The organism is Rhodococcus sp. NPDC056960 (assembly GCF_042674125.1).
Taxonomy (GTDB): Bacteria; Actinomycetota; Actinomycetes; order Mycobacteriales; family Mycobacteriaceae; genus Rhodococcus_F.
The window spans coordinates 97,534-118,037 of record NZ_JBHURF010000027.1; the positions used below are offsets into that span (position 1 = coordinate 97,534).

General features: G+C 66.3%; 19 protein-coding genes. 7 read left to right on the forward strand and 12 right to left on the reverse strand.

Annotation, left to right across the window (positions count from 1 at the left end; all coding sequences use genetic code 11):
• Positions 1-149 precede the first annotated feature (149 nt).
• Positions 150-1,538 (forward strand): ATP-binding protein, encoded by a 1,389-nt coding sequence (locus ACFTWF_RS34615; RefSeq protein WP_378465589.1) that lies wholly within the window; start codon positions 150-152, stop codon positions 1,536-1,538.
• Between the two features lie 9 nt (positions 1,539-1,547).
• On the opposite strand, the gene ACFTWF_RS34620 is transcribed toward ACFTWF_RS34615, so the two are convergent.
• The 4 genes from ACFTWF_RS34620 to ACFTWF_RS34635 all read right to left on the reverse strand — a co-directional run bounded on the left by ACFTWF_RS34620 (position 1,548) and on the right by ACFTWF_RS34635 (position 4,910).
• Positions 1,548-2,876: a sensor histidine kinase gene (locus ACFTWF_RS34620; protein WP_378465590.1), complete on the reverse strand. Its 1,329-nt coding sequence runs from the start codon at positions 2,874-2,876 to the stop codon at positions 1,548-1,550.
• Complete coding sequence (locus ACFTWF_RS34625; RefSeq protein ID WP_378465620.1) at positions 2,873-3,553, reverse strand: response regulator transcription factor; 681 nt, start codon at positions 3,551-3,553, stop codon at positions 2,873-2,875. The genes ACFTWF_RS34620 and ACFTWF_RS34625 overlap by 4 nt, the downstream gene beginning before the upstream one ends.
• Positions 3,554-3,607: 54 nt before the next feature.
• A complete protein-coding gene (locus tag ACFTWF_RS34630; RefSeq protein ID WP_378465591.1) occupies positions 3,608-3,976 on the reverse strand; it encodes a hemophore-related protein in 369 nt (122 codons plus the stop codon).
• Between the two features lie 133 nt (positions 3,977-4,109).
• Positions 4,110-4,910 (reverse strand): polysaccharide deacetylase family protein, encoded by an 801-nt coding sequence (locus ACFTWF_RS34635; RefSeq protein ID WP_378465592.1) that lies wholly within the window; start codon positions 4,908-4,910, stop codon positions 4,110-4,112.
• A gap of 485 nt (positions 4,911-5,395) precedes the next feature.
• Between ACFTWF_RS34635 and phoU the strand changes: the two genes are divergently transcribed.
• Positions 5,396-6,043: a phosphate signaling complex protein PhoU gene (gene phoU / locus ACFTWF_RS34640; RefSeq protein WP_378465593.1), complete on the forward strand. Its 648-nt coding sequence runs from the start codon at positions 5,396-5,398 to the stop codon at positions 6,041-6,043.
• Between the two features lie 27 nt (positions 6,044-6,070).
• Here the strand turns inward: phoU and ACFTWF_RS34645 are convergent, their stop codons facing one another.
• Positions 6,071-6,427, reverse strand: a complete 357-nt coding sequence (locus ACFTWF_RS34645) for a hypothetical protein (RefSeq protein ID WP_378465594.1) — start codon at positions 6,425-6,427, stop codon at positions 6,071-6,073.
• Between the two features lie 70 nt (positions 6,428-6,497).
• On the opposite strand from ACFTWF_RS34645, the gene ACFTWF_RS34650 reads away from it, so the two are divergent.
• Positions 6,498-7,310: a DUF2127 domain-containing protein gene (locus tag ACFTWF_RS34650; protein ID WP_378465595.1), complete on the forward strand. Its 813-nt coding sequence runs from the start codon at positions 6,498-6,500 to the stop codon at positions 7,308-7,310.
• Here ACFTWF_RS34650 and ACFTWF_RS34655 read toward each other — a convergent pair.
• A complete protein-coding gene (locus tag ACFTWF_RS34655; RefSeq protein WP_378465596.1) occupies positions 7,307-7,990 on the reverse strand; it encodes a DUF998 domain-containing protein in 684 nt (227 codons plus the stop codon). The genes ACFTWF_RS34650 and ACFTWF_RS34655 overlap by 4 nt on opposite strands.
• Positions 7,991-9,158: 1,168 nt before the next feature.
• Between ACFTWF_RS34655 and ACFTWF_RS34660 the strand changes: the two genes are divergently transcribed.
• Positions 9,159-10,718 carry an LCP family protein gene (locus tag ACFTWF_RS34660; protein ID WP_378465597.1) on the forward strand — a complete coding sequence of 520 codons (1,560 nt, stop codon included), beginning with the start codon at positions 9,159-9,161 and terminating at the stop codon, positions 10,716-10,718.
• A 66-nt stretch (positions 10,719-10,784) separates the two neighbouring features.
• On the opposite strand, the gene ACFTWF_RS34665 is transcribed toward ACFTWF_RS34660, so the two are convergent.
• Positions 10,785-11,360, reverse strand: a complete 576-nt coding sequence (locus ACFTWF_RS34665) for a CGNR zinc finger domain-containing protein (protein WP_378465598.1) — start codon at positions 11,358-11,360, stop codon at positions 10,785-10,787.
• A gap of 102 nt (positions 11,361-11,462) precedes the next feature.
• On the opposite strand from ACFTWF_RS34665, the gene ACFTWF_RS34670 reads away from it, so the two are divergent.
• Entirely contained in the window at positions 11,463-12,635 is a 1,173-nt protein-coding gene (locus tag ACFTWF_RS34670) for an epoxide hydrolase family protein (protein ID WP_378465599.1), read from the forward strand.
• Between the two features lie 229 nt (positions 12,636-12,864).
• Positions 12,865-13,935, forward strand: a complete 1,071-nt coding sequence (locus tag ACFTWF_RS34675; protein WP_378465600.1) for an FAD-dependent oxidoreductase — start codon at positions 12,865-12,867, stop codon at positions 13,933-13,935.
• Positions 13,936-14,032: 97 nt separating this feature from the next.
• Here the strand turns inward: ACFTWF_RS34675 and ACFTWF_RS34680 are convergent, their stop codons facing one another.
• From ACFTWF_RS34680 to ACFTWF_RS34690, 3 genes are all read right to left on the reverse strand, one after another.
• Positions 14,033-14,911 (reverse strand): ABC transporter substrate-binding protein, encoded by an 879-nt coding sequence (locus ACFTWF_RS34680; protein WP_378465601.1) that lies wholly within the window; start codon positions 14,909-14,911, stop codon positions 14,033-14,035.
• 136 nt (positions 14,912-15,047) lie between these two features.
• The gene (locus ACFTWF_RS34685) at positions 15,048-15,827 is read right to left on the reverse strand and encodes an SDR family NAD(P)-dependent oxidoreductase (protein ID WP_378465602.1); all 780 of its coding nucleotides are present in this window, start codon (positions 15,825-15,827) and stop codon (positions 15,048-15,050) included.
• Between the two features lie 314 nt (positions 15,828-16,141).
• Complete coding sequence (locus ACFTWF_RS34690; protein WP_378465603.1) at positions 16,142-16,711, reverse strand: TetR/AcrR family transcriptional regulator; 570 nt, start codon at positions 16,709-16,711, stop codon at positions 16,142-16,144.
• Between the two features lie 156 nt (positions 16,712-16,867).
• On the opposite strand from ACFTWF_RS34690, the gene ACFTWF_RS34695 reads away from it, so the two are divergent.
• Complete coding sequence (locus ACFTWF_RS34695) at positions 16,868-18,061, forward strand: GDSL-type esterase/lipase family protein (protein ID WP_378465604.1); 1,194 nt, start codon at positions 16,868-16,870, stop codon at positions 18,059-18,061.
• Between the two features lie 64 nt (positions 18,062-18,125).
• Here the strand turns inward: ACFTWF_RS34695 and ACFTWF_RS34700 are convergent, their stop codons facing one another.
• Positions 18,126-18,770, reverse strand: coding sequence for a TetR/AcrR family transcriptional regulator (locus ACFTWF_RS34700; protein WP_378465605.1), 645 nt, complete (start codon positions 18,768-18,770; stop codon positions 18,126-18,128).
• Entirely contained in the window at positions 18,767-20,242 is a 1,476-nt protein-coding gene (locus ACFTWF_RS34705; RefSeq protein ID WP_378465606.1) for an MFS transporter, read from the reverse strand. Before ACFTWF_RS34705 ends, ACFTWF_RS34700 begins: the two co-directional genes overlap by 4 nt.
• Positions 20,243-20,504: the final 262 nt, after the last annotated feature.

The window sequence follows — 20,504 nt, forward strand, 5'->3', positions numbered from 1 at the left end:
GCTGAGAGCGGCGACAATTGTTCGGAGTCACGAAAGATATTGGAAGCGAATGTGTTTCGAATACAGATCGGGGTGGTGGCGGAGATGATCCGCACGCTCGGGTGTCCGCGTCGACCCGGTTCCAGGACGAAGGGCGGATGATGGCCGACATGAAAGTCGCACCGATGTGGCTGACGCCGTCCTCGTGGGGGTTGGCCTTGCGTTCGGCGCTGAGCGCAGGTGTGGTGGTGGCGGCCGCACTGGTGTTGGGCGCGGCGGCGCTGCTGTACGTGCTCGACCGGGCACTGCTCTTCGCGCTCGACGATGCCGCGACCTCCCGCGCCGCAGACATCGTCGCCGGGTTGCGCACCGACTCGCCGGCCGATCTCGACGGCCAGCTCCTCGACACCGACCAGCGCATCACCCTGGTGCAGGTCGTCGACAGCGGTGGCCGGGTGGTGCGATCCTCCGCGGACGATCCCGGTCTCCCGGTCACCGGGGTGCAGCCCCCGCCGGGTAACGCACCGCTTCGCGGGTTGGTCACACAGGGAGCGGGTGGGGCCGATCTTCGGGTCACGGTGCAGGGGTCGCGCGGTGTCGGAGGCGACTACAGCGTGATCGTTGCTGCCAGTGAAGAGCCGGTGGAGGCGACCTTGGCCACGGTCGGCGGACTCCTCGTGGTCGGGGCACCGGTCATCGCCGTCGTCGCGGCTGCGGTGACCTTCAAACTGGTCCGGCGTTCATTGCGGTCGGTCGAACGGATCCGCACCGAGGTGGCCACGATTTCGAGCACCGATCTGAGCGAACGAGTACCGGTACCGCGCCCACGCGACGAGATCGCCGCGCTCGCGTGCACGATGAACGACATGCTCGCACGTCTGCAGAGCGGGCATGCCGCCCAGCGGCGGTTCGTCGCCGATGCCTCCCATGAATTGCGCAATCCCTTGGCGACCGTGACCGCGGCGTTGGAAGTGGCCGATGCACGCCCCGAAATCCTCGACCAAGAGCTGATCCGTGGCACCCTACTGCCCGAAGCGATGCGGATGCAGCTACTCGTCGACGACCTCGTCCTGCTCGCGCGGGCCGACGAGCGGGGCCTGCCGCTGCGGGTCACCGATGTCGATCTCGACGACGTCGTCGACACTGAAGTCCGCCGCACGCGTCTCGGTGACCGCGTCACGGTCAAAGCCGAGGTGACTCCGGTGCGCATTCGCGGTGACGCGGATCAGCTGTCGCGGGCGGTGCGCAACCTGATCGACAACGCCGTGCGGTACGCGGCCACGACCGTGACGGCGGCGGTCCACCGGCGGGGCGACACCGCGTACATCGTCGTCGACGACGACGGACCGGGAATACCCGAGGCCGACAGGGTTCGGGTATTCGAGCGGTTCGTGCGGCTGGACTCGGCCAGGTCGCGGTACGCGGGCGGGTCCGGACTCGGTTTGGCGATCGTTGCCGAAATCGTCTCGGCCCATGGGGGTTCGGTGCGGATCGACCCGATGGCGGGTGGCGGGACGCGGGTGGTGATCACACTTCCGGCGGAGCAGCCGAATCCGTAGACGGGGTCGTCAGCAGGTGGTGTCGACCGTCAGGGTTGCGCGCAGGCCCCCACGCGGGCTGTCGGTGAGGGTGACGGTGCCGCCGTGGAGCGCGGCCTGCTGCGCGACGAGAGCGAGACCCAGGCCGGATCCGCTGACCCGCGGGTGGGGTCCGCGTTCGAATCGTTCCAGGACGCGTTCGCGGTAGGTGAGAGGCAGGCCGACACCGTTGTCGTCGACGCACAGCTCGATCTGCCGGCGATCTGCGTTGTGGACGAGGGTGGCGGACAACTCGATTTCCGTTGCGCGCCCGTGGGTGAGTGCGTTGCGGACGAGGTTGTCGGCGGCGAGGCGGATGCCGTCGGGCCATCCGGTCATGAGCAGGGGCTGATCTCCGCGGGTCGTAATCCGCACGTTCGGGTGGGTGCGCGCATACTCCTGCGCCAACCGGTCGAACAATTCGGTGACGTCGAAAGTGACCCGGTCCTCGGGCCTCATCACCTCGCCGGCAGCGAGGTGACCGAGCGCGGTGACGGTCGACTCGACGCGCCGTTGCGTGCGGATCAAGTCGCCCACGATCTCATCGAGGTCGGATTGTCCGAGTGGTCGAGTACGCAGCATGTCCAGATCCGTGCGCATCGCGGTGAGGGGAGTGCGCAGTTCGTGGGCAGCGGCAGCGGCGAAGCCACGGGCGGAATCCAACGCCGACCGGGTGCGTTCCTGCGCGGCGGTCATCCGCGTCCACATGTCGGTGATCGCAAAGGAGAGTTCCTCTGCCTCGGCGGCGCCGCGCACCGGCGCGGGCGTCGGGGCGCCCTCGGAGGTCAGGGTGCGGGTCTGGGTGATCAGCTGACGCAGCGGGCGCACAGCACGGCCGGCAAACCACCAACCCAGTGCCGCGGCAAGCGCGACCGCGAGTACTCCGGCGAGGGCGAGGCGGCGGGCGAGCGGACCGACCAGCGCACGGGTCGGGTTGTCCCGCACTCCCACCGACAGCAGCGCCCCGTCGGGTCCGGCTACCGTGCGCACTCGATACGGGACCCCGCGCACGACTGCGGTGCTCAGCCCGGGCGTCGCCGCGGGCAGAATCACCGGAGTCGATTCGACGACGGAGTCGCCGGCCCTGAGGGTTGCGACGTATCCCTGGCCGCGAGTAATGGGATCTCCACTGCCGGCCAGGGCTTCGGCCACGGCGTCGACGCGGCGGTCGCGTTGCTGATACTCGTTGGTCACCCATGTCACCGCGGTCAGGCCTGCACCGAGCAGGACGACCAGCGCGGCGGCGAGTCCGGCGGCCCACGCGACCCGGGCCCGCACCGACAGCGACCGGGTCGGGAACCGCGGCGGGGACGGACTCATCGGACCGGGTCCTCGCGGAGGACGAATCCGACACCACGCACGGTCTGAACCACCCGCGCGGCCCCGCCGGCCTCGAGTTTCCTGCGGAGATAGCTGATGAACACGTCGACGACATTGGTGTCGGCGCTGAAGTCGTAACCCCACACCAGCTCCATCAACCGTTCCCGGGCCACGACCACACCGATGTTGTCACTCAACGCCGCCAGCAGTTCGAACTCCCGTTTGGTCAGATCGACGCGAACGTCGTCGGCGAACACGAGTCGACTGGCCGGATCGATGTGCACGGATCCGATCGTGCGCGCCGTGCCGCGCTGGGGGAGTGCCGTTCCCCGGCGCAGCAGGGCATGCAACCGTGCCACCAGTTCGGTGATGTCGAAAGGCTTGATCAGGTAGTCGTCGGCGCCCGCCTCCAAGCCGGCGACCCGGTCGTTGACGGTGTCCAACGCGCTGAGCACACAGATCGGGACGTCGTTGCCCATCGCCCGCAAGGCCGTGACCACCGCGACCCCGTCGAGGCCGGGCATCTGGATGTCGAGCACCACCGCGTCCGGTGCGCCCGCACCGACCTGGCGGAGGGCGTCGCGGCCGTCCACTGCGGTGTCGACAGCGAACCCGGACATCCGCAGGCCGCGGGCCACCGAGCGGCGCACGTCCGGGTCGTCGTCCACCATCAGAATCTTCCGAGCAGCGTTCATACTCGACAATCTTGCCGCCGAATCGGTTTGCGACGCCTATCGCATCCGGCACTGCTGACGCAGGGCGTGTTCGGCCGAACGGGCGTCTTTCAACGCCGCCGCGACATCCGGGTGCGCCGCGAAGTATGCCTTCGCGTCAGGTTTGCGCTGGTCCTTCGGTTCCGCTCGCAGAGCGGTCAGTGCCTGATCGACGTCGGGATGGGTCTGCAAATACGCCGATACCTTCGGTGCGCTGTCCGCGCGGGCGGCGGCGATCTGTCCCACGGTGCACACCGTGGTCGGTGTCGGCGCTTTGTCCAGATGGGAGAGTGGCGCGGCCTGCGCCGCGGAGACCGACAATCCACCCGCCACCGATACCCCGACCGCCACGATCGCTACCCGAATCACCCTGTTCGTCAGTGTCATTCCTGTACTCCCGTTCTGCCCCACACGCGGCGCCCTGCCGCGCGTTCTGACGGTAGGTGCCGCACCTTCACGCACCGCTAAGCGTGGATGAGAAAACTCTGAGAAACGTGTGAAGACCGTTATCCGACATTCGTTATGCCCGAAGGAAGACGTCGTCGAGAGTGACGGTTCGGAGTTTGCGGTCGCGGATGATCTGGACGAGATGCGGATACACATGGGTGACGGGCAGGTAATTGAGGTGTCCGATGACGATCGCCTGCGGGGTGAAGTACTTGTCGGCCATCTGCATCAGGTAGTCCTCGGTGATCAGCTGCGAGTCGGACAAGGACCCGAACCACAGGGTGGGGACGGTGTATCCGAGGCTCGCGGCCACCGCATCGACCGTGCTGTTGTGGTTGCCGTACGGGGGACGAAAATACGGTGCGGCATCGACACCGTACGTGTTTGTCAGGAATGCGTCGTTCTTGGTCAATTCCTCCGCGATCCTGGATTTCGAGACCGTGGTCAGATCCGGGTGAGACCAGGTGTGATTGCCGAGCTGGATCTGACCGGACTCCACCAGGGGGCGCAACAGCGCCTTGTTGTCGGTCCAGGACGGGTACTGCCCGTTCACGAAGTAGGTGAGCCGGATGCCCGTGTCCTTCGCGAATTGGGTGTAGAGGCGGACGACGTCGCTGTTCACCCCGTCGTCGACGGTGAGCGCGAGGAGATCCCCGGTGCCCGGCAGTGCGGTCAACGCGCCGCCGCCAGGCAACCGGACCCTCGACGCCGGCGGCGGTGGCGGCAGTACCGGCGGACTCGCCGGCGTCGTGGTGACCGGAGGTCGCCCCGGCTCGGTGGGATCGGGCACTGCTTCGCCCGCCGTCGCGCGGCCAGTGATTGCGTAGCCCGCACCGGTGGTGATGGTCACGGTCGCCGAGGCGAGCAGGGTCAAGAACTGACGTCGATCCACGCGCGAAAGTGTAAGGGTAGGAGGGGAAAGACAGGTGTCTGCCGCGCCGACGGCGCCCGGCGCCAACGTCGATCTCGAAATATGGGGTGCAGCGAGACCGGAGCGATTCCGACAATAAGCATTGAGGACGAAGATCTCCTCTCGGAGGATATATCTCCCATCCTGTGTAAACGCTGAGTAGCGGAATTCAGCCGGATCGACGGTTACGCGACTGAACTCGCGGGCGAGAGGTCGCTGAGAGCGCGCTGAAAACGACGGCACTTGTCCTTCCTTCTGGGATTGCGCTGGAATAGTATTCGGGTGCTGCCGTCGTTCGCTGCAACCGATACGAGGCGGTGCACCGAGTCCTCGCCGCCGGAGACGCAGGGCCGGTGCGATCGGCTCCCGCCGACGCCCCCATTCGGTGTCGACGGGAGCAGTGAAAGTCTCGAGCGCACCGCCGAAGGTCGTCGCCGTACAGTCAGGGGGTGCGCACCCGATTCAGTGACAACATCGACGGCCTCGCAGCGGATCTGGCTGCGATGTGCGGGCATGCCGAAACGGCCATCGCGGATGCCACCCGGGCCCTTCTGGCCGCCGATCTCCGCGCGGCCGAACAGGTGATCTCCACTCGCGAATGGTTCGATGATGCCGCACGGGGATGGGAGAACAAGGCTTTCGCGCTCATCGCGCTGCAGGCGCCCGTTGCGGTGGACTTGCGGACCTTGGTCGGCGGATTGCACATCTCCGCCGATCTGCAGAGGATGGGTGGCCTCGCAATCCATGTCTGTGAGCTCACCCGCCGTCGGCACCCCACCTATGTGCTCCCGGTGGAGGTGCGCGAAATCTTCACGAATATGGGACGACTCGCCGCCGCCCACACGGCGGAGGCCGGCGATGTCCTGCGGAACCGGGACGTCGAACGGGCCAGAAGGCTCGAGCACACCGACGAAGAGATGGACGATCTCAACCGTACTCTGCTCGCACACACCACCTCCGGGCACTGGCCACACGGAGTGCAGGCCGCGATCGATGTGACGCTGCTCGGCCGCTTCTATGAACGGTTCTCCGATCACACCGTGGAGATCGGTCGGCAGGTGGTCTTCATGGAAACCGGGGAGCGGGACACGACGTAAGACTCGTACTCGGTGGGATCCATCGAATCAATGGGGATCGGGCGCGGGGCGGACTGCGATGCTCTCAACCGATGTCGTGTTCTGGCCGGTGCAGTCCATGACGACTGTATAGAAGCTGCCCGATGGAATACTGGTGAGCTTCACGGTTTGTCTCGCCTTCGGCGCCAGAATGACCTCTTTCGACGCGATCGTCTCTCGAGAAGGATCCAGGACGCTGAAATCGCACTCGCGCGTCGTGTCGTCGCCCTTCGCGGACACGGTCACCTGCCCCCGTCCGCCGACCGCGGTCATGGTCGCGTCGGCGGATGCCGCTCCGGCTCCAAGGGCAGCCAGCGCGATCGCCGCGGGTGCGGCCATGAAGGCCTTCAGAACGCGTCGCTCCACGTGCCCAATTCTAGTCCTCGATCGACTCGTTGGCGTGCCCGCATCGGGCGGCAATGGGTACGCTCCGGCTGTGGACTTCGCCCTCCGCTCGTGCAGTTGGCACGGGCACGAGACCTACGCCCCTGACGAACCGGCGCTGCGGGCCCGGTTACGGGTGGACACACCGGCAGGAGAAGCGTGGCGGTGTCTGCGCTGCGCCAACTTCGTTCCCGGCCCGCCGAAGACTTCCGGGCCGGCTGACGAGGCCCCTGAAGTTCCGCGTGGGCGCTTGCTGCGGGATCGGGTGATCATGCGCCTGCTCGCGGTCGAACGAGTGATCCGCGCACTCGTGCTGATCCTGGTGGCCGTCGGTATCTTTCACCTCAGGACGTCGAAGACCCATGTGAAGGAGGCGTTCGACAACGAACTTCCCCTGATCCGGCCGCTAGCGGACCAGTTGGGCTGGAATGTCGACGAGTCGAAGATCATCAAGACCATCGATAACACATTCGCGCTGTCGTCGACCACACTGGCCTGGCTGGCACTTGCCTTCCTGCTGTATGCGCTACTGCAGTTGATCGAGGCGGTCGGTCTGTGGCTCGTCAAGCGGTGGGGTGAGTATTTCGCCGTCGTCGCAACCAGCCTGTTCCTTCCGCTGGAGATCTTCGAGCTGTTCGAGAAGGTGACAGTGCTGCGGGTAGTCCTGTTGCTCGTGAACATCGCCGCGGTCGTGTGGCTGATCTGGAGTAAACGGCTGTTCGGTGTCCGCGGCGGGGGCCGTAGGTATCACGAGGAGCACAGCGCGGAGAGCTTGTTGACCGTCGAGCGTGCCGCACTGCTCCATTCAGGAACACTCGGGACGGATGCACCGGTGTCCAGCGGGCCGACTGACGTGACCCGCTAGACGCCGACCGAGGCCGGTTGCCGGATCTGCGGGGATTCGACGCCCTGCGCCAGTCTCACACGGGGAACTACGGCCCTGCGGACCATCGACAGCAACACCGTTGCCCCGGTCACCACCATCCAGATCGGCAACGGATACAGAATGATCCGCTCGGTCAGGCCGAAGTGCATATTCGGGAAGGCGAGAAGTACCCCACCGGCAAGTCCGGCGAGAGCACATACGGTCGACCAGATCGCCGTCCATCGCCTCCGGTTCCACAGTCCCCACGCGACGAGGCCGAGCACGACATGTCGGGCGACGAAAGCGGGAAGCACGGCGGCCAAGTGGATCATGGGCCCGTAGTTCGCAGGGAACAATCCCGTCGCAGCGGTGCTCAGCCCGGTGACGACAGCCAGGGTCATCGTCCATCCGTGGAGGCGGCCGCGCGGTAGGTGCCCGCGCAGGAGAATCGCGCCGACCGTCATCAACAGCCCTATGGCGACGAACGAGAGATTCATGAACGAATGAAGTGGAGAGCACACCTGGCTGCAGGTCGTGACGCCGAGGTCGCTGATCGAGTTGTAGACGAAGCTGTACGGCGTGGTCCACGCCTCCGCAGTCAGGGTCTCCGACAGCAAGTATCCGATGGCAAGGGTCCACACGATGCCGCCTGCAAACCGTCGATAGTCGTACGTCGTCATACTCTGCTTCCTGCGAATGCGCGGCGTGGAGGCCTACGGGTGGGCGCACCGGTTCCCGAAGCCCGGTAGCGTCGATCCCCGTCGAGGGTACCCGATTCGTTATAGCGCCGTTATCTCACTGTTATCGGAGCTGCTCGGGCGCGTAGGTTCTCCGCCCATAGATCTCCAGGTGGTTCACCGGGCCTCTGGCGGAACAACCGCCGCGCTTCGGCGATACGTCTACGCGGTTAGTGCCGATTCCGGCCAGCGGTGCCCCCGCACCGTCCGCGCGCCCATTGCCGCCCACGGCAAAAGTGCCTATTGCGCAGCGGAATCAGCTGTCGATTCGGTGGTCGAATGTGAAGTATGAACCCCGCACGCTGTGGAGACGCTGAAAGGCGGGGGCCCACGCGCTGGGTGCGAACATCACGGTGTGGGTGTCGGCGCCGCGGTCGTCGATGGCGCCGTGCTGGTCCCAGGCGGTGCGATGGTGGTCGTCGGGCCCGGTGTCGCACCGTTCCCACCCACTGGCGGACCGGAGCCGCCATGGCGTCCACCGGGGCCGCCGTGCTGATCATCGCGCATGTGGTGCCCGTCCCCGGACATGGAGTGACCCCCGTGCCCACCGTGGTGCCACGCCATGCCGGTGGCAAGCCCTAGGCCGAATCCGACGCCGAGGACGAGCAATCCGCCGACCACCAGAGACCCGATCCGCAGCAACCGCGATGCCCGCCACTTCTCTTTCGCGCCATCGCCGCTCCGGAGGAGTTGGTGTGCTCTGGCGGGTCGCGTCTGATTCGCGCGCCGCGTCGTCGTGCGTCATATCCGGTCCTTCGCTGGATGCACTGCCTTCCCGGGCGAGGATAGGAGCGCTTCCTGGGAACCAGATCCCGCCAGGCTGTGAATCTGCTGTCAATTTCGATCGGCTATCGGCTCCGTGGAAGGCGATGCGCAACTCGATGATTCGCGCGTACCGGCCAGGCGGTGACTCACTACCCCGGGCTCATCCGTGGGGGCCTCTCAGATCTGCCCGCGCACCGCTCTCGCATTCGAACGCCCGTGAGTGACCGCCGGAGAGTCGGATACTGTTTCGATGACAAGCCCGCGACGGCGCCGGCCCTGCCGGGACGCATTTGCCGGCGCGCCGGGTGCCGCAGTCGGGACCCGTTCGATCCACTATGGCGGTGAGATGAACGACAAGACAGTTCGGCGCCGTGGCGCGCCCAGTCACCGTATGGCACCGCACCCGCGCGCGGGCCTAGGGTGGCGGATCATCGTGTCCGCGACGGCACTGATGGTTCTGGTGAGTACGGGTTTCGGCTGGTACCAATTGCAGGCCCTCGCCTCTGGACTCAGCATGTCGGACGCCCTCGGCGACGGACCCAGATCCCAGGACGGGGCCACGAACATCCTGCTGATCGGCCTCGACTCACGCAAGGACCAGCAAGGAAACGACCTACCGCAGGCCATCCTCGATCAACTGCACGCAGGCGACGGCGAGGAGGGCGGCTACAACACCAATACGTTGATCCTGCTCCACGTGCCGGACGACGGCAGCAACATCACCGCCTTCTCGATACCCCGCGACGATTACGTCCCCGTCAAAGGCATACCCGATAACGACCACGTGAAGATCAAGGAAGCCTACGGCCTCGAGAAGTACTACACAGAGCAACGATTGGCCGCGACGGGTGTGACCGACAAGCAGACCCTCGAAACGAAGGGCCGTGAGGCCGGCCGCGCGGAAACATTGCAGACGGTCCGCGACGTCCTCGGTGTGCCCATCGACCGTTTCGCCGAAATCAACCTCGCCGGATTCTACGATGTGGCGCAGGCGCTCGGCGGGGTCGACGTGTGCCTCAACCATCCCGTCGACGACGACTACTCGGGTGCCAGCTTCCCGGCCGGACCGCAAACGCTCAACGCTTCCCAAGCTCTCGCGTTCGTGAGGCAGCGGCACGGTCTCGACAACGGAGACCTCGACCGCACTCACCGGCAGCAGGCATTCCTGGTGTCGGCGATGCACAAGCTGCAGTCCGCGGGGACCTTCGTCAACCCGGGAAAACTGCAGAACCTGCTCGACGTCGCCAAACGGGACGTCGTCCTGTCGTCGGGATGGGATATCGGAAGCTATGCCCAGCAACTGGGGAAGGTCGCCGGCAGTACCACCGAGTTCCAGACCCTGCCCGTCGTCCGTTACGACACTATCGACGGCCAGGATGTGAATATCGTCGACATCCCTGCTATCCGAGCCCAGGTGCGTGCCGCGTTCGGAATGTCCGAACCGACCACGACCAGTCCAGCGAAACCACCGACCAGCACTGTCGACGTGGTCAATGCCGGCGAAACGCCGGGGCTGGCCACCGACATGTCGAAGGCTTTGGTCGCAGACGGCTTCGCGGTGGGCGCAGTCGGTAATGCCACGTCCCGGGACGGCACGGCTTCCTCGGTGACCTACGGTCCGGGAAGCGACGCCGACGCCGAGACTGCGTCGGCCTTGCTCGGAGATCTGACCATCACCCCCGATCCCACCCTTCCGCCCGGCCACATCCGGATCGTTCTCGGCCGCACCTTCACACCCCCGGCAGGTCCGAACGCATCGACCAAGAATTTCGTGATGCAGTCCGGGCCCTCGACTCGAGCGGTGAATCCCGGCACCGCCGGCCCCACCGCGACCAGCACGCCCGCAACGCCTCCACCAGATCAGGGCTCACCTATCGACGGCGGCACGGTACCGTGCGTCGACTGACCCCGGGACCGGTCGGATGCCACCGAGCAGGCACGGCGTCTCGACCCGGATCGCTGAGGGTGGCGATTACTTCGCCGAGTCGGGGTTTCTGCGCTGGTTGGCAATGAAGCGCGCCTTCTTCTCACGATTCCCGCACGTGTTCATGTCACACCATTTGCGGGTGCGACTTTGGCTGGTGTCGAAGAAGGCGGCTCGGCAGGTTGGCGATGCGCACAAGGCCAATTTTCCATCTCGTTCGCCTGCGATGATGCTGATCGCATCGGCGGCGATCACGCCCAGGGCATCTTCCACGCAGGAAGCCGAGCCGAGTCGCCATCGCCGATTGCCCTCGGGCGTCAGGACGGCCGCGGCCCGACCCTGAATGCTGCAGTCATTGATGACCTGGAGAGCAGAAGCGGGGAGGGCGTCGTGGATCGCGGCCGCTGTTGCTGCGGTGTGAATTGATTCCCTCAATTCCCGAGCGAATTCGAGCTGGGCTGTGGTGCAGGAGTCCACGGCGAGGCCGTTCGCCGCCAACCAATCGACGAGCCGGCCCGGTGTCGGTATGCGCTCCACGTGCTTTCCGCAGCGCTCACTCAGAGTCCCCGTGAAACTGGTCGCCAGCACGCTGCCGAGGCGAAAGTCGGGGAACGAAGCACGCATGGAACCACCTTAGCCGGTTGCCCGCTGGCATGACGGCATGTTAGAACCGTCTCAGCCGGTTCGCGGTAGGTCAGGCCGGTTCCACGATGACCGGGAGGTCTCATGCCCCGTCCAACCAGCGACGTGCAAGCATTTGAAGCCCACGCCACCGACGCCGACCTCGAGGATCTGCGCGCGCGATTAGCCGCGGCGCGGCTACCGGAAGCTGAGACGGTCTATCGCGCCGCGCCCGACCCTCGCCGATGGGAACAGGGCGTTCCTCTCGCAGAGCTCGTCGAGGTCGTGAATTACTGGCGCACCGGGTACAACTGGCGGTCGTTCGAAGAGCGCCTCAACCGGATCGGCCAGTTCCGCACGACCATTGACGATCTGAGAATCCACTTCCTACACCGCCGATCCACACGCGCAGATGCCACTCCGCTGATCTTGACGCACGGCTGGCCGGGCAGCATTGCCGAGTTCATCGATGTAATAGACGAGCTGGCAGATCCGAAAGATGCAGACGCGCCGGCGTTCCACGTCGTGGTCCCGTCGCTACCAGGCTTCGGTTTCAGCGACAAGCCGGCCACCACCGGGTGGGGGATCGAAAAGATCGCGGCCGCATGGGTGGAACTGATGGGACGGCTCGGCTACGGCACGTTCGCGGCCCACGGTGGCGACTGGGGAGGTGTGATCACCACGGTCCTCGGCGGCAGGTTCCCGGTGCACGTTCTCGGCATCCACACAACGACGGCACAGGCACCGCCCGGGTTGACAACGGACGGGCTGACGGCGGAAGAGCGCCAATGGACCGAGGAAACCCGCGATTTCTGGCGCCACCACGCGGCGTACGCGAAGCAGCAGGCGACCCGACCGCAGACCATCGGCTATTCGCTCGTCGACTCACCAGTGGGGCTTCTCGCCTGGATACTTGACAAGTTCGCCGAGTGGACAGATACCGACGACAGCCCGTTCGAGACGATATCCAGAGACAGGATTCTCGACGACGTCACCCTGTATTGGCTGACGCGGAGTGGCGCGTCGTCGGCTCGCATCTACTACGAAAGCCACAACTCGCTCGACCCCGAACTTCGGGTCGACGTCCCGTCGGCGATCAGTGTGTATCCCCGCGACATCGAGAAGTGTCCGCGCGTCTGGGCGCAGGAGCGATTCCGGCAGATCGTCCGATGGAGGTCGCCCGAAACCGGGGGACATTTCCCGTCGCTGGAGGTTCCCGAGTATTTCGTCAAGGATCTGCAAGAAGGCCTTGCGGCAGTGCTGGCCGCAGATCGGTAAAGTCGGTCACCGTTGGCGCTGTGCCTTGTCGCGACGACGGAAGCGGTGAATGAAAGTGGCAGCGCAGCAATAGATCTAGTGACCACCAGTGGATCGGATTGTGCTAGGGAATCTTGGGCGGCGAGGGCCTCCACCTCACCCGCGGCACACAGCAGCCGGTCGAACTCGGGGTTCGTCGCCGTCGTTTGAACTTCCGTCGGATTGGTAATCCACTGGAAACGGAGGGAACATGTCGGAAGTCACCATCGTCGGCGCCGGAATTTGCGGGCTGACCCTCGCGATCGCAGTCACCGCCCACGGCCACGACGCCACGGTGTACGAGCGCCGGGACCGGAGATCGGGGGCCGAGGACGGTGCCTACCTGACCGTGTCCGGCCGCGCGCTCGCCGACCTCGAGAAGCTCGGAATCGGCCCGCGCCTCCGCAGTACCGGCATCCCGGTCCACGCGATCGCCATGACTGCCGACGGCCACACCCGCCGCGGGACCCTCCCGCCGACCGAGGGAATCGGGCACCACCACGTCTGGCGTCGTGACCTGCTGACGGCACTGCAGGAGCGATGCCGGGAGGTGGGTGTGAGTATCGTGCACGACGCGCACGCGACCGCTGTGCAGACACTGCCCAGCACTGTCCGGCTTCATCTGGGCGATGGGCGGGTGGTCGATTCCGATGTGCTCGTCGGATGCGACGGACTGTCCTCGGCCGTGCGCCGCGACATCGTCACCGGGCCCACGGCGCCGGTCTACGAAGGGCAGGTCGTGCTCTATGGGCACCATCGTGGGCCGAGCGACCGCCAGGAGCTCGAACCCGGGGTGCTGTCGTTCTTCCGCCATGAGGCGCACACCGTCGGTGTCCTGAACGGCGGGGGAGAAGGAATCTTCTGGTTCGCTCGGTTGACCCGCCCCGCGCTCCGCCCTGCCGACGTCGGCCTCCACTCGTCGCGGGACTGGAAGGACGAGCTCACCGCCGCGTTCCCGGCCACGATCATCGACGTCCGCGCCCTGGTCGAGGACACGCCGATGCTGTTCGGCTGTAACGCCGAACGGGTCCCCGAACTGCCCCATTGGGGTGGTCGCCGTGCAATGATCCTCGGCGACGCCGCGCACGGAATGTCACCGGCCGCGGGCCAGGGCGCGACCCTGGCCATCGCCGACGCCCTCACCGCCGCGCCCCTGCTGGATCCGGCAACTCCGACGGCGAAGTTCATTTCCGCGATCGCGGAACGTCGGACCGCGGCCGCGGATGCCCGCCGCACCCCTCCAGCCCGGTCGTCGTCGACACGGGTGAGACGCTCTCCGTGAACGATTGCCGCGGACGCGCGGATCCTCGGTCTCGAGGTGGGACCGCGTCCCGGAGGTGTTGCGGTGGGCACCCGTCGCGGCGCGGCGTGTGCCGGGCTCAGGGGGCGGTGGTGGGGGTGCCGTAGAACTCGGTCGCGGCGAGAGTTTCCCGGACACCGAGTTCGGCGGCGACCGCGGTGATCGCAGTGGCGCCGACGGCGAGGTCGGCTTTGCCGTCGACGGTGAAGTACGGTGCGATGAACTTCTCGTAGTGCGCCCGGACTTCGTTCGCGGTCTGTCCGCCGAGGAACGTCCGGAGATGCCGCACCGTCGTGTCGGGATCGGTGTGGATCACTTGGAGGGCCCGCCGGTGGGCGCGGACGACGGCCTGAATCGCGGGGGCGTCCGGGCGGATGTAGGTGGGGTCGACGGCCACGCCCACGGTGGGGATCTGGAAGTGGTCGCCCACCCAGGCCAGCACCCGCCAGCCGTGCTCGGCGGCGACCGCTTCCGGTGCCATGGTGCTACCGACGAAGGCGGCGTCGATGGCGCCGTCGCGCAGTTGGCGCAGGTCCATGCCGTAGTCACCGGGCTGCCGGAAGATGCACCGGATGTCGCGGTCCGGGTCGAGGCCGGCCTGGCGCAGCACGATCCGAGCGAAGCATCCGGGCGGCGTGTGGGGTGCGTGTACCGCCAGTCGTCGGCCTGCCAGGTCGGTGAGGGAGGCGGGACCGGGGCGGGCGAGGAACCAGAACAGTGGGCGGTGGGTGTTGACGGTGAGTGCGACCCAGGGGATGCCATCGGTCAGCCGGGACAGCAGGGCCCGGCCGAGCCCGATGGTAGCGCCGTGGCGCAGCCGCTCCGCGTCCCAGGCGCAGCCGTCGCGCAGTGCGACGTGGACGCCTTCGTCGGCGTAGTAGTCCTGTTGGTCGGCAATGTAGGCGACCAGTTCCTCGTGAAGTCCCCGCCCGACGTAGGCGAGATCGATCGTGTGCATGATCGTTCCTCCTCGATCGTGTCACCGCCACCCGCCCGCACAACTGCGGGCCCCACCGCCGCGGCCTGACGCTGAGATGACGGTGTTCCGGACGCGTTCGGTCGCCGGCGGCGCGCGTGCCGAGAACGCCGGGGCGTCAATACATGAACATCCCGCCGTTGACCACGGACGTAGTGCCGGTCATGAAGGAATTGTCCTCGCCGGCGTAGAAGGCGACCGCTCGGGCGACGTCGCTGGTACGTGCCAGGCGGCCCATGGGCGTGGCGGCCACCTGCCGCCGCTTGCTGTCCTCCTCGAGAACACCTGCCATGCGGGTGTCCTCCACGGGGCCGGGCTCGACGACGTTGACCGTGATGCCCCTCGGGCCCAGTTCCTGGGCGAGATACCGGGCGAACTGCGCCAGCGCGGCCTTCGCGGTGCCCAACGCGATCATCCCCTCCCGAGGCCACCGGCTGAGGCCGGTCCCGAGATAGATGATCCGACCCGAGCCTTGTTCGATCATGGCGGGCAGGACGGCTTTCGTGACGACGAAGGCCGCGCGCATCTCGTCGTCGAGTTTGCCGCCGAGTTCTTCCCACGTCATGTCCTCGAACGGCTTGATCGCATACGGGGTGAGCGCGTTGTGCACGAGCACGTCGATGCCGCCCCACGCCGCGGGGATCTGCTCGATCAAGCTCTGGACGGCCGTCGGTTCACGCACGTCGGCCTGCACGGCCATGGCGTGACCGCCGGCGGCGTCGATACCGGCCACGACCTCCTCCGCTGCCGTGTTGCTGCGAAGGAAGTTGACCACCACTCGCATCCCGCGCGCGGCCAGAAGGCGCGCTGTGGCTGCACCGATCCCGCTGCTGGCCCCAGTCACCAATGCCACCCTGCCGGTTTCCCGCGTCACGGGCCCCATTTCCTGCTCATTCATCGTCCGCTCCACTCCAATGGTCGGTCTCGAACTCCGGTGCAGTGCGCTCGGTCGGGTCACCGGGTTTCGTGGTGCCACCCTGCGTTCGGCGTCAGGGTTTCGAGGCGCCGTCGTCGGCCGCCGCGGTGGGTCGTCGCGGCGGAACCGTAGGCGCGGGGGACGGACTCCCGCGTCGGGGCAGTAACCGACCCAGTAATTCTCCGCGCCTGAAGGCACTGTTCGTGGCGACTCGAGTGAATCCACGGGTCGTCATTCGGGTCGACGGCGGCGGACCGGTTGCCCGGAATCCCTGCCTGGGGCGGATCCGGTATCGGCTAGTGAGTGGGCCAGTTGGTCAGCATGGAGTCGAGGGCATCGAGAATTCTCGGCCAGCTTTCCTCGCTGTCCGGAGGGCTGTGGCTGAAGGCTCCGACCGATTCGAGGCTGGCGTAGCCATGGAAGACGCTGCCCAGCAACCGAACTGCGTGGGTCTGATCGAGGTCGGTGAGACCGTAGCCTCGCAGAATTGCTCGCATCATCTGTGAATGGCGCCTGCCTGCGCTCGCGGCCGCAGTCTCCGGATCGAGGCGCATCTGGGACGCGGCGTATCGGCCGGGGTGCGCCCTCGCGTAGCTGCGGTAGGTGTTCGCGAAGGCGATCAGGGCGTCGTGGCCGGAACGGCCGGCTACAGCCTCGGCGGCCTGCTCTGCCATCTCCTCGAGGGCGAGTAGGGCAATCCTGGTCTTGAGATCCTGGGTGCTCTTCAGGTGGGAGTACAGGCTTGCGGCCTTGACGTCGAATTGCCTGGCGACTGCCGACACGGTCACCTGCTCGAAGCCGATGTCGTCCGCCAGTTCGGCCCCTGCCCGGGTGAGGCGTTCCGGTGTGAGCCCTGCACGTGCCATGTCCGACAAGCTCCCTCCGATCGAGAACAATGCATTTGCCTATATAGTATAGGCAAATTACTATGGTCTGTAGTCACGTTGTCCTCATACCCGGCCGCCGCTGTCGCCGGCACCGCGGCAGCTGCGGCACCCGCAAACCACGTACAGGTGAAACCGATGCACACCCAGAACAGCTGGATCACTACTGCCGTCACCGAGGATCTTCTGTTCGGCGCTCTCGAGCTCGAGCGCACCGAGCGCGGCATATTGCCGCACCGCCTTCCGGCCCGCGCCCGCGCGCAGTGCGCCGACGGTCAATTGACGATGGCGGAAGCGCAGCCGTCAGGCGTGCGGTTGGTTTTCCGCACCCGCGCGACGAGCATCGAACTCGACACGCTGCCGACCAAATTGATCTACACAGGTGCTCCGCCGCGACCCCACGGTGTGTACGACCTGCTCGTCGACGGTCGACTGGTCGGTCAGGCAAGCGCGCCGGGTGGTAATGCGGTGACCATCGACATCGCGACGGGGAGTGCGCAGACGCAGTCGGGACCTGTCAGCACTGTCCGTTTCACGGATCTGCCCGACCGCATCAAGACCGTGCAGATCTGGCTGCCGCACAATGAGACCACCGAACTCGTCGGATTGCGCACCAACGCAGAGATCGAGGCTGCGCCGGACGAAGGCCGCCGCATATGGCTGCATCACGGCAGCTCGATCAGCCACGGCTCCGGCGCTGCCGGCCCCTCCAGCACCTGGCCGGCACTGGCCGCCTCCCGTGGGGGCGTGGAACTGATCAATCTCGGGTTGAGCGGCAGCGCCTTGTTGGATCCATTCACCGCCCGCGCGCTGCGCGACACCCCCGCCGACCTGATCAGCGTCAAGATCGGCATCAATCTGGTCAATGCCGATCTGATGCGCGTGCGCGCGTTCGGCCCGGCCGTGCATGGCTTCCTCGACACGATCCGGGAAGGCCATCCCACCACGCCGCTGTTGATCGTCTCGCCGATTCATTGCCCTATACACGAGGACACTCCGGGACCCGGCGCCTTCGATTTCGACGCGCTCGGCAGGGGAGAGCTGCGATTCGTGGCCACGGGAGATCCCTCCGAGCGTGCAGCGGGCAAGTTGACGCTTCGGACCATCCGGGACGAGTTGGCTCGAATCGTGGCGCAGCGGGCAACGGAAGACCCCCATCTGCACTACCTCGACGGGTGCGACTTGTACGGCGAAGCCGACCACGCGGACCTGCCGTTACCCGATCAACTCCACCCCGATGCTGCCACCCACCGCCTCATCGGGGAGCGCTTCGCCGACCGAGCCTTCACGGCCGACGGGCCATTCGCGGACACGGGCGCTGTCACGGCCTGAAACCGCGGGTCGTCGTCGGTGCCCCGGGATCGCGCAGGCACCGCCTCGGTTCGTCGGCCGGTCTCTACCGTGCCTGGAAGCGGTCCAAGATCTCGGCGATGTGGTGGGCACTCATCGGATCCGCGTCGAGATCGTCCGCGCCGGGGCGTAGTCCCGCGATCATGATGGCCATGATCCGACGCCACCCCGTGTCGGTCACGCCACGAGTGGTCGCGACGACGCCCCGCACGGACCAGAAGATGAGATCGAGGTCGGCGTCGGTGGCATCCTCGCGGATGCGGCCGTGCTGTTTGGCTCGGGACAGGAGGTCGAACAGGATCCGTCGAAACTCGTCCCTCGAGTTCGTGGTCTCGTCGTCGTTCCACATGCGAGACAGGCATCCCCGATTCGACGCCAGGATGGCGCCGGTGCCGTAGAGCACCTGCTCGAGACCTTCACCGTTCGGCGCGGAGGACGCCTCGTTGGCGAGGGCCACGAAGTCGTGGAACACTTGTCGGACGAGCTCACCGATCAGTGCGTCCTTGGTGGGGAACCGTCGGTAGAGGGTGCCGATGCCGACACCGGCGACCCGGGCGATCTCGTCGACGCCTGCATCGATCCCGCGGGTACTGAACACGGTCGCTGCCGCGTCGAGTAACCGTTGCCGGTTCTCCGCGGCGTCGCGGCGCAATACCTTGCCGTCGGCCTGAGTGCTCACGTCGGACTTCATTGGGATTCGTCGCCCACCAGCGTGCCGCCTGCGACCATCGCGAGTTCCGGGTGCCGCAGCTCGATCGACGCTTCGAGATGCGTGGCCTGGTCCCGTTTCATCGCCGGGATGAACAGGGCCGCGACCGCGCCGAGGCCGACTGCGACTCCCAGCATGAGGAATCCGTGGGTGTAGCCGGACTCCTGCGGAACCCCAGTGGGGGACGCTCCGGACGTGACGATGCTGGCCATGAATGCCGCACCCAGCGCGCCGCCGATGGTGCGGATGTTGGCGTTCATACCGCTCGCGACGCCGGTTTGTTCCGGTGACACGGCGCCGACGACGACATTCGACATCGCCGAGAAGGCCAGGCCGAAACCGATCCCGACCAACGACATGGCGAGGTAGATGTCTGTCTCGGTCTCGTGCATAAACGCCACCACGAAATACCCGATCGCACTGACGAGCGACCCTGCGATCAAAAGGTTCTTCGAACCCAGTCGAGCCGCGAGGCGGCCGGAGGCAAGTCCGAGAAGGAACATTCCCGCGCTCACGGGGAGCAGCATCAGTCCCGACTCGGTGACCGATGCACCGAAGCCGTATCCGGCGAACGTGGGTGTCTGGAGGAACTGCGGAAGGAAGCCGAATGCGGCGTACATGCCGACCCCCATCAGCAGCGCCAGCAGGTTGGCGGCCCAGACGCTTCGGATGCGCATCATCGTCATGTCGATCAGCGGGTTGGCAGAGCGCGATTCGGCGACCACCCAGGTCACCACCAGCGCGGCCGCCGCCACCAGCAGTCCGACGACGATCGGTGAACCCCACCCCCACGTCGGGGCTTGGCTCACACCGAGTAGTAGTGCGACCAGCCACCCGGACAACAACAGCGCGGTGAGCCAGTTGATTTTTCCGGCAGTTCGGACGCGGGACTCGGGGACAAGGATCTGCGCGGCCACCCCTGCCAGGACGACCATGATCATCGGGATCCAGAAGAGCCAGTGATAGCTCAGCACGGCAACGATGGGACCGGCGAGGACGATGCCGAGACCCGCGCCGACCGCGGTGAGGGCGGCGATGGTTCCCACGGCGCCGACTACCTTGTCCTCGGGGAATTCGTCCCGGATGATGCCGAACGCCAAGGGAAGCACACCGCCTCCGATGCCCTGGATCACCCGGGCGGCGATCATCACCGACAGCGAGGTGGCGAGGGCTGCGAGTAGCGATCCAGCCGCCAATGCGACGAGTGCAACGACGAACACACGCTTCTTCCCATGCATGTCACCGAGTCGTCCCATGACCGGCGTGAAAATCGACGCCGACAACAGGTAGGCAGTCAACACCCAGGTGATGCCGGTCTGCGACGTGCCCAGCCCCGACTCGAGCGTGGGCAGCACCGGCATCACGAGTGACTGCAGGAGGGCGAAGGCACCGACTCCGAGCGTGAGAACGGCAAAGGTCAACTGATGGTGCGTCCGCGTCGAGGCGGTTGTCATGAATACTCCCAACAAGCGGAGCGTTCACTCCGCTTCTGGAGGAATCTATCATTCGAAGCGCCGTGATTTCTCCACAGCGCCACTTCCCTCGGAGAACACCCACGCGAACCGCCGCCCGGTCAGGCTCGCAAAGTGGGCGGGCTTCTCCGCATACCTGTCGATGAGGCGCACCCGAACGGGTTCGGAAGATCCCTCCCTGGAACCGATACCGCCCGGTCGACTGCGAACCTCGCCCCGCCGATGGCCGGAGGCCTTGATTCCG

What these genes read in the sequence shown, in the direction of transcription:
- ACFTWF_RS34615 (WP_378465589.1), top strand. Translation starts at nt 150, where the DNA reads ATGAAAGTCGCACCGATGTGGCTGACGCCGTCCTCGTGGGGGTTGGCC.
- ACFTWF_RS34620 (WP_378465590.1), bottom strand. Translation starts at nt 2,876, where the DNA reads ATGAGTCCGTCCCCGCCGCGGTTCCCGACCCGGTCGCTGTCGGTGCGG.
- ACFTWF_RS34630 (WP_378465591.1), bottom strand. Translation starts at nt 3,976, where the DNA reads ATGACACTGACGAACAGGGTGATTCGGGTAGCGATCGTGGCGGTCGGG.
- ACFTWF_RS34655 (WP_378465596.1), bottom strand. Translation starts at nt 7,990, where the DNA reads ATGACGACGTACGACTATCGACGGTTTGCAGGCGGCATCGTGTGGACC.
- ACFTWF_RS34660 (WP_378465597.1), top strand. Translation starts at nt 9,159, where the DNA reads ATGAACGACAAGACAGTTCGGCGCCGTGGCGCGCCCAGTCACCGTATG.
- ACFTWF_RS34665 (WP_378465598.1), bottom strand. Translation starts at nt 11,360, where the DNA reads ATGCGTGCTTCGTTCCCCGACTTTCGCCTCGGCAGCGTGCTGGCGACC.
- ACFTWF_RS34670 (WP_378465599.1), top strand. Translation starts at nt 11,463, where the DNA reads ATGCCCCGTCCAACCAGCGACGTGCAAGCATTTGAAGCCCACGCCACC.
- ACFTWF_RS34675 (WP_378465600.1), top strand. Translation starts at nt 12,865, where the DNA reads ATGTCGGAAGTCACCATCGTCGGCGCCGGAATTTGCGGGCTGACCCTC.
- ACFTWF_RS34680 (WP_378465601.1), bottom strand. Translation starts at nt 14,911, where the DNA reads ATGCACACGATCGATCTCGCCTACGTCGGGCGGGGACTTCACGAGGAA.
- ACFTWF_RS34685 (WP_378465602.1), bottom strand. Translation starts at nt 15,827, where the DNA reads ATGAATGAGCAGGAAATGGGGCCCGTGACGCGGGAAACCGGCAGGGTG.
- ACFTWF_RS34690 (WP_378465603.1), bottom strand. Translation starts at nt 16,711, where the DNA reads ATGGCACGTGCAGGGCTCACACCGGAACGCCTCACCCGGGCAGGGGCC.
- ACFTWF_RS34695 (WP_378465604.1), top strand. Translation starts at nt 16,868, where the DNA reads ATGCACACCCAGAACAGCTGGATCACTACTGCCGTCACCGAGGATCTT.
- ACFTWF_RS34700 (WP_378465605.1), bottom strand. Translation starts at nt 18,770, where the DNA reads ATGAAGTCCGACGTGAGCACTCAGGCCGACGGCAAGGTATTGCGCCGC.
- ACFTWF_RS34705 (WP_378465606.1), bottom strand. Translation starts at nt 20,242, where the DNA reads ATGACAACCGCCTCGACGCGGACGCACCATCAGTTGACCTTTGCCGTT.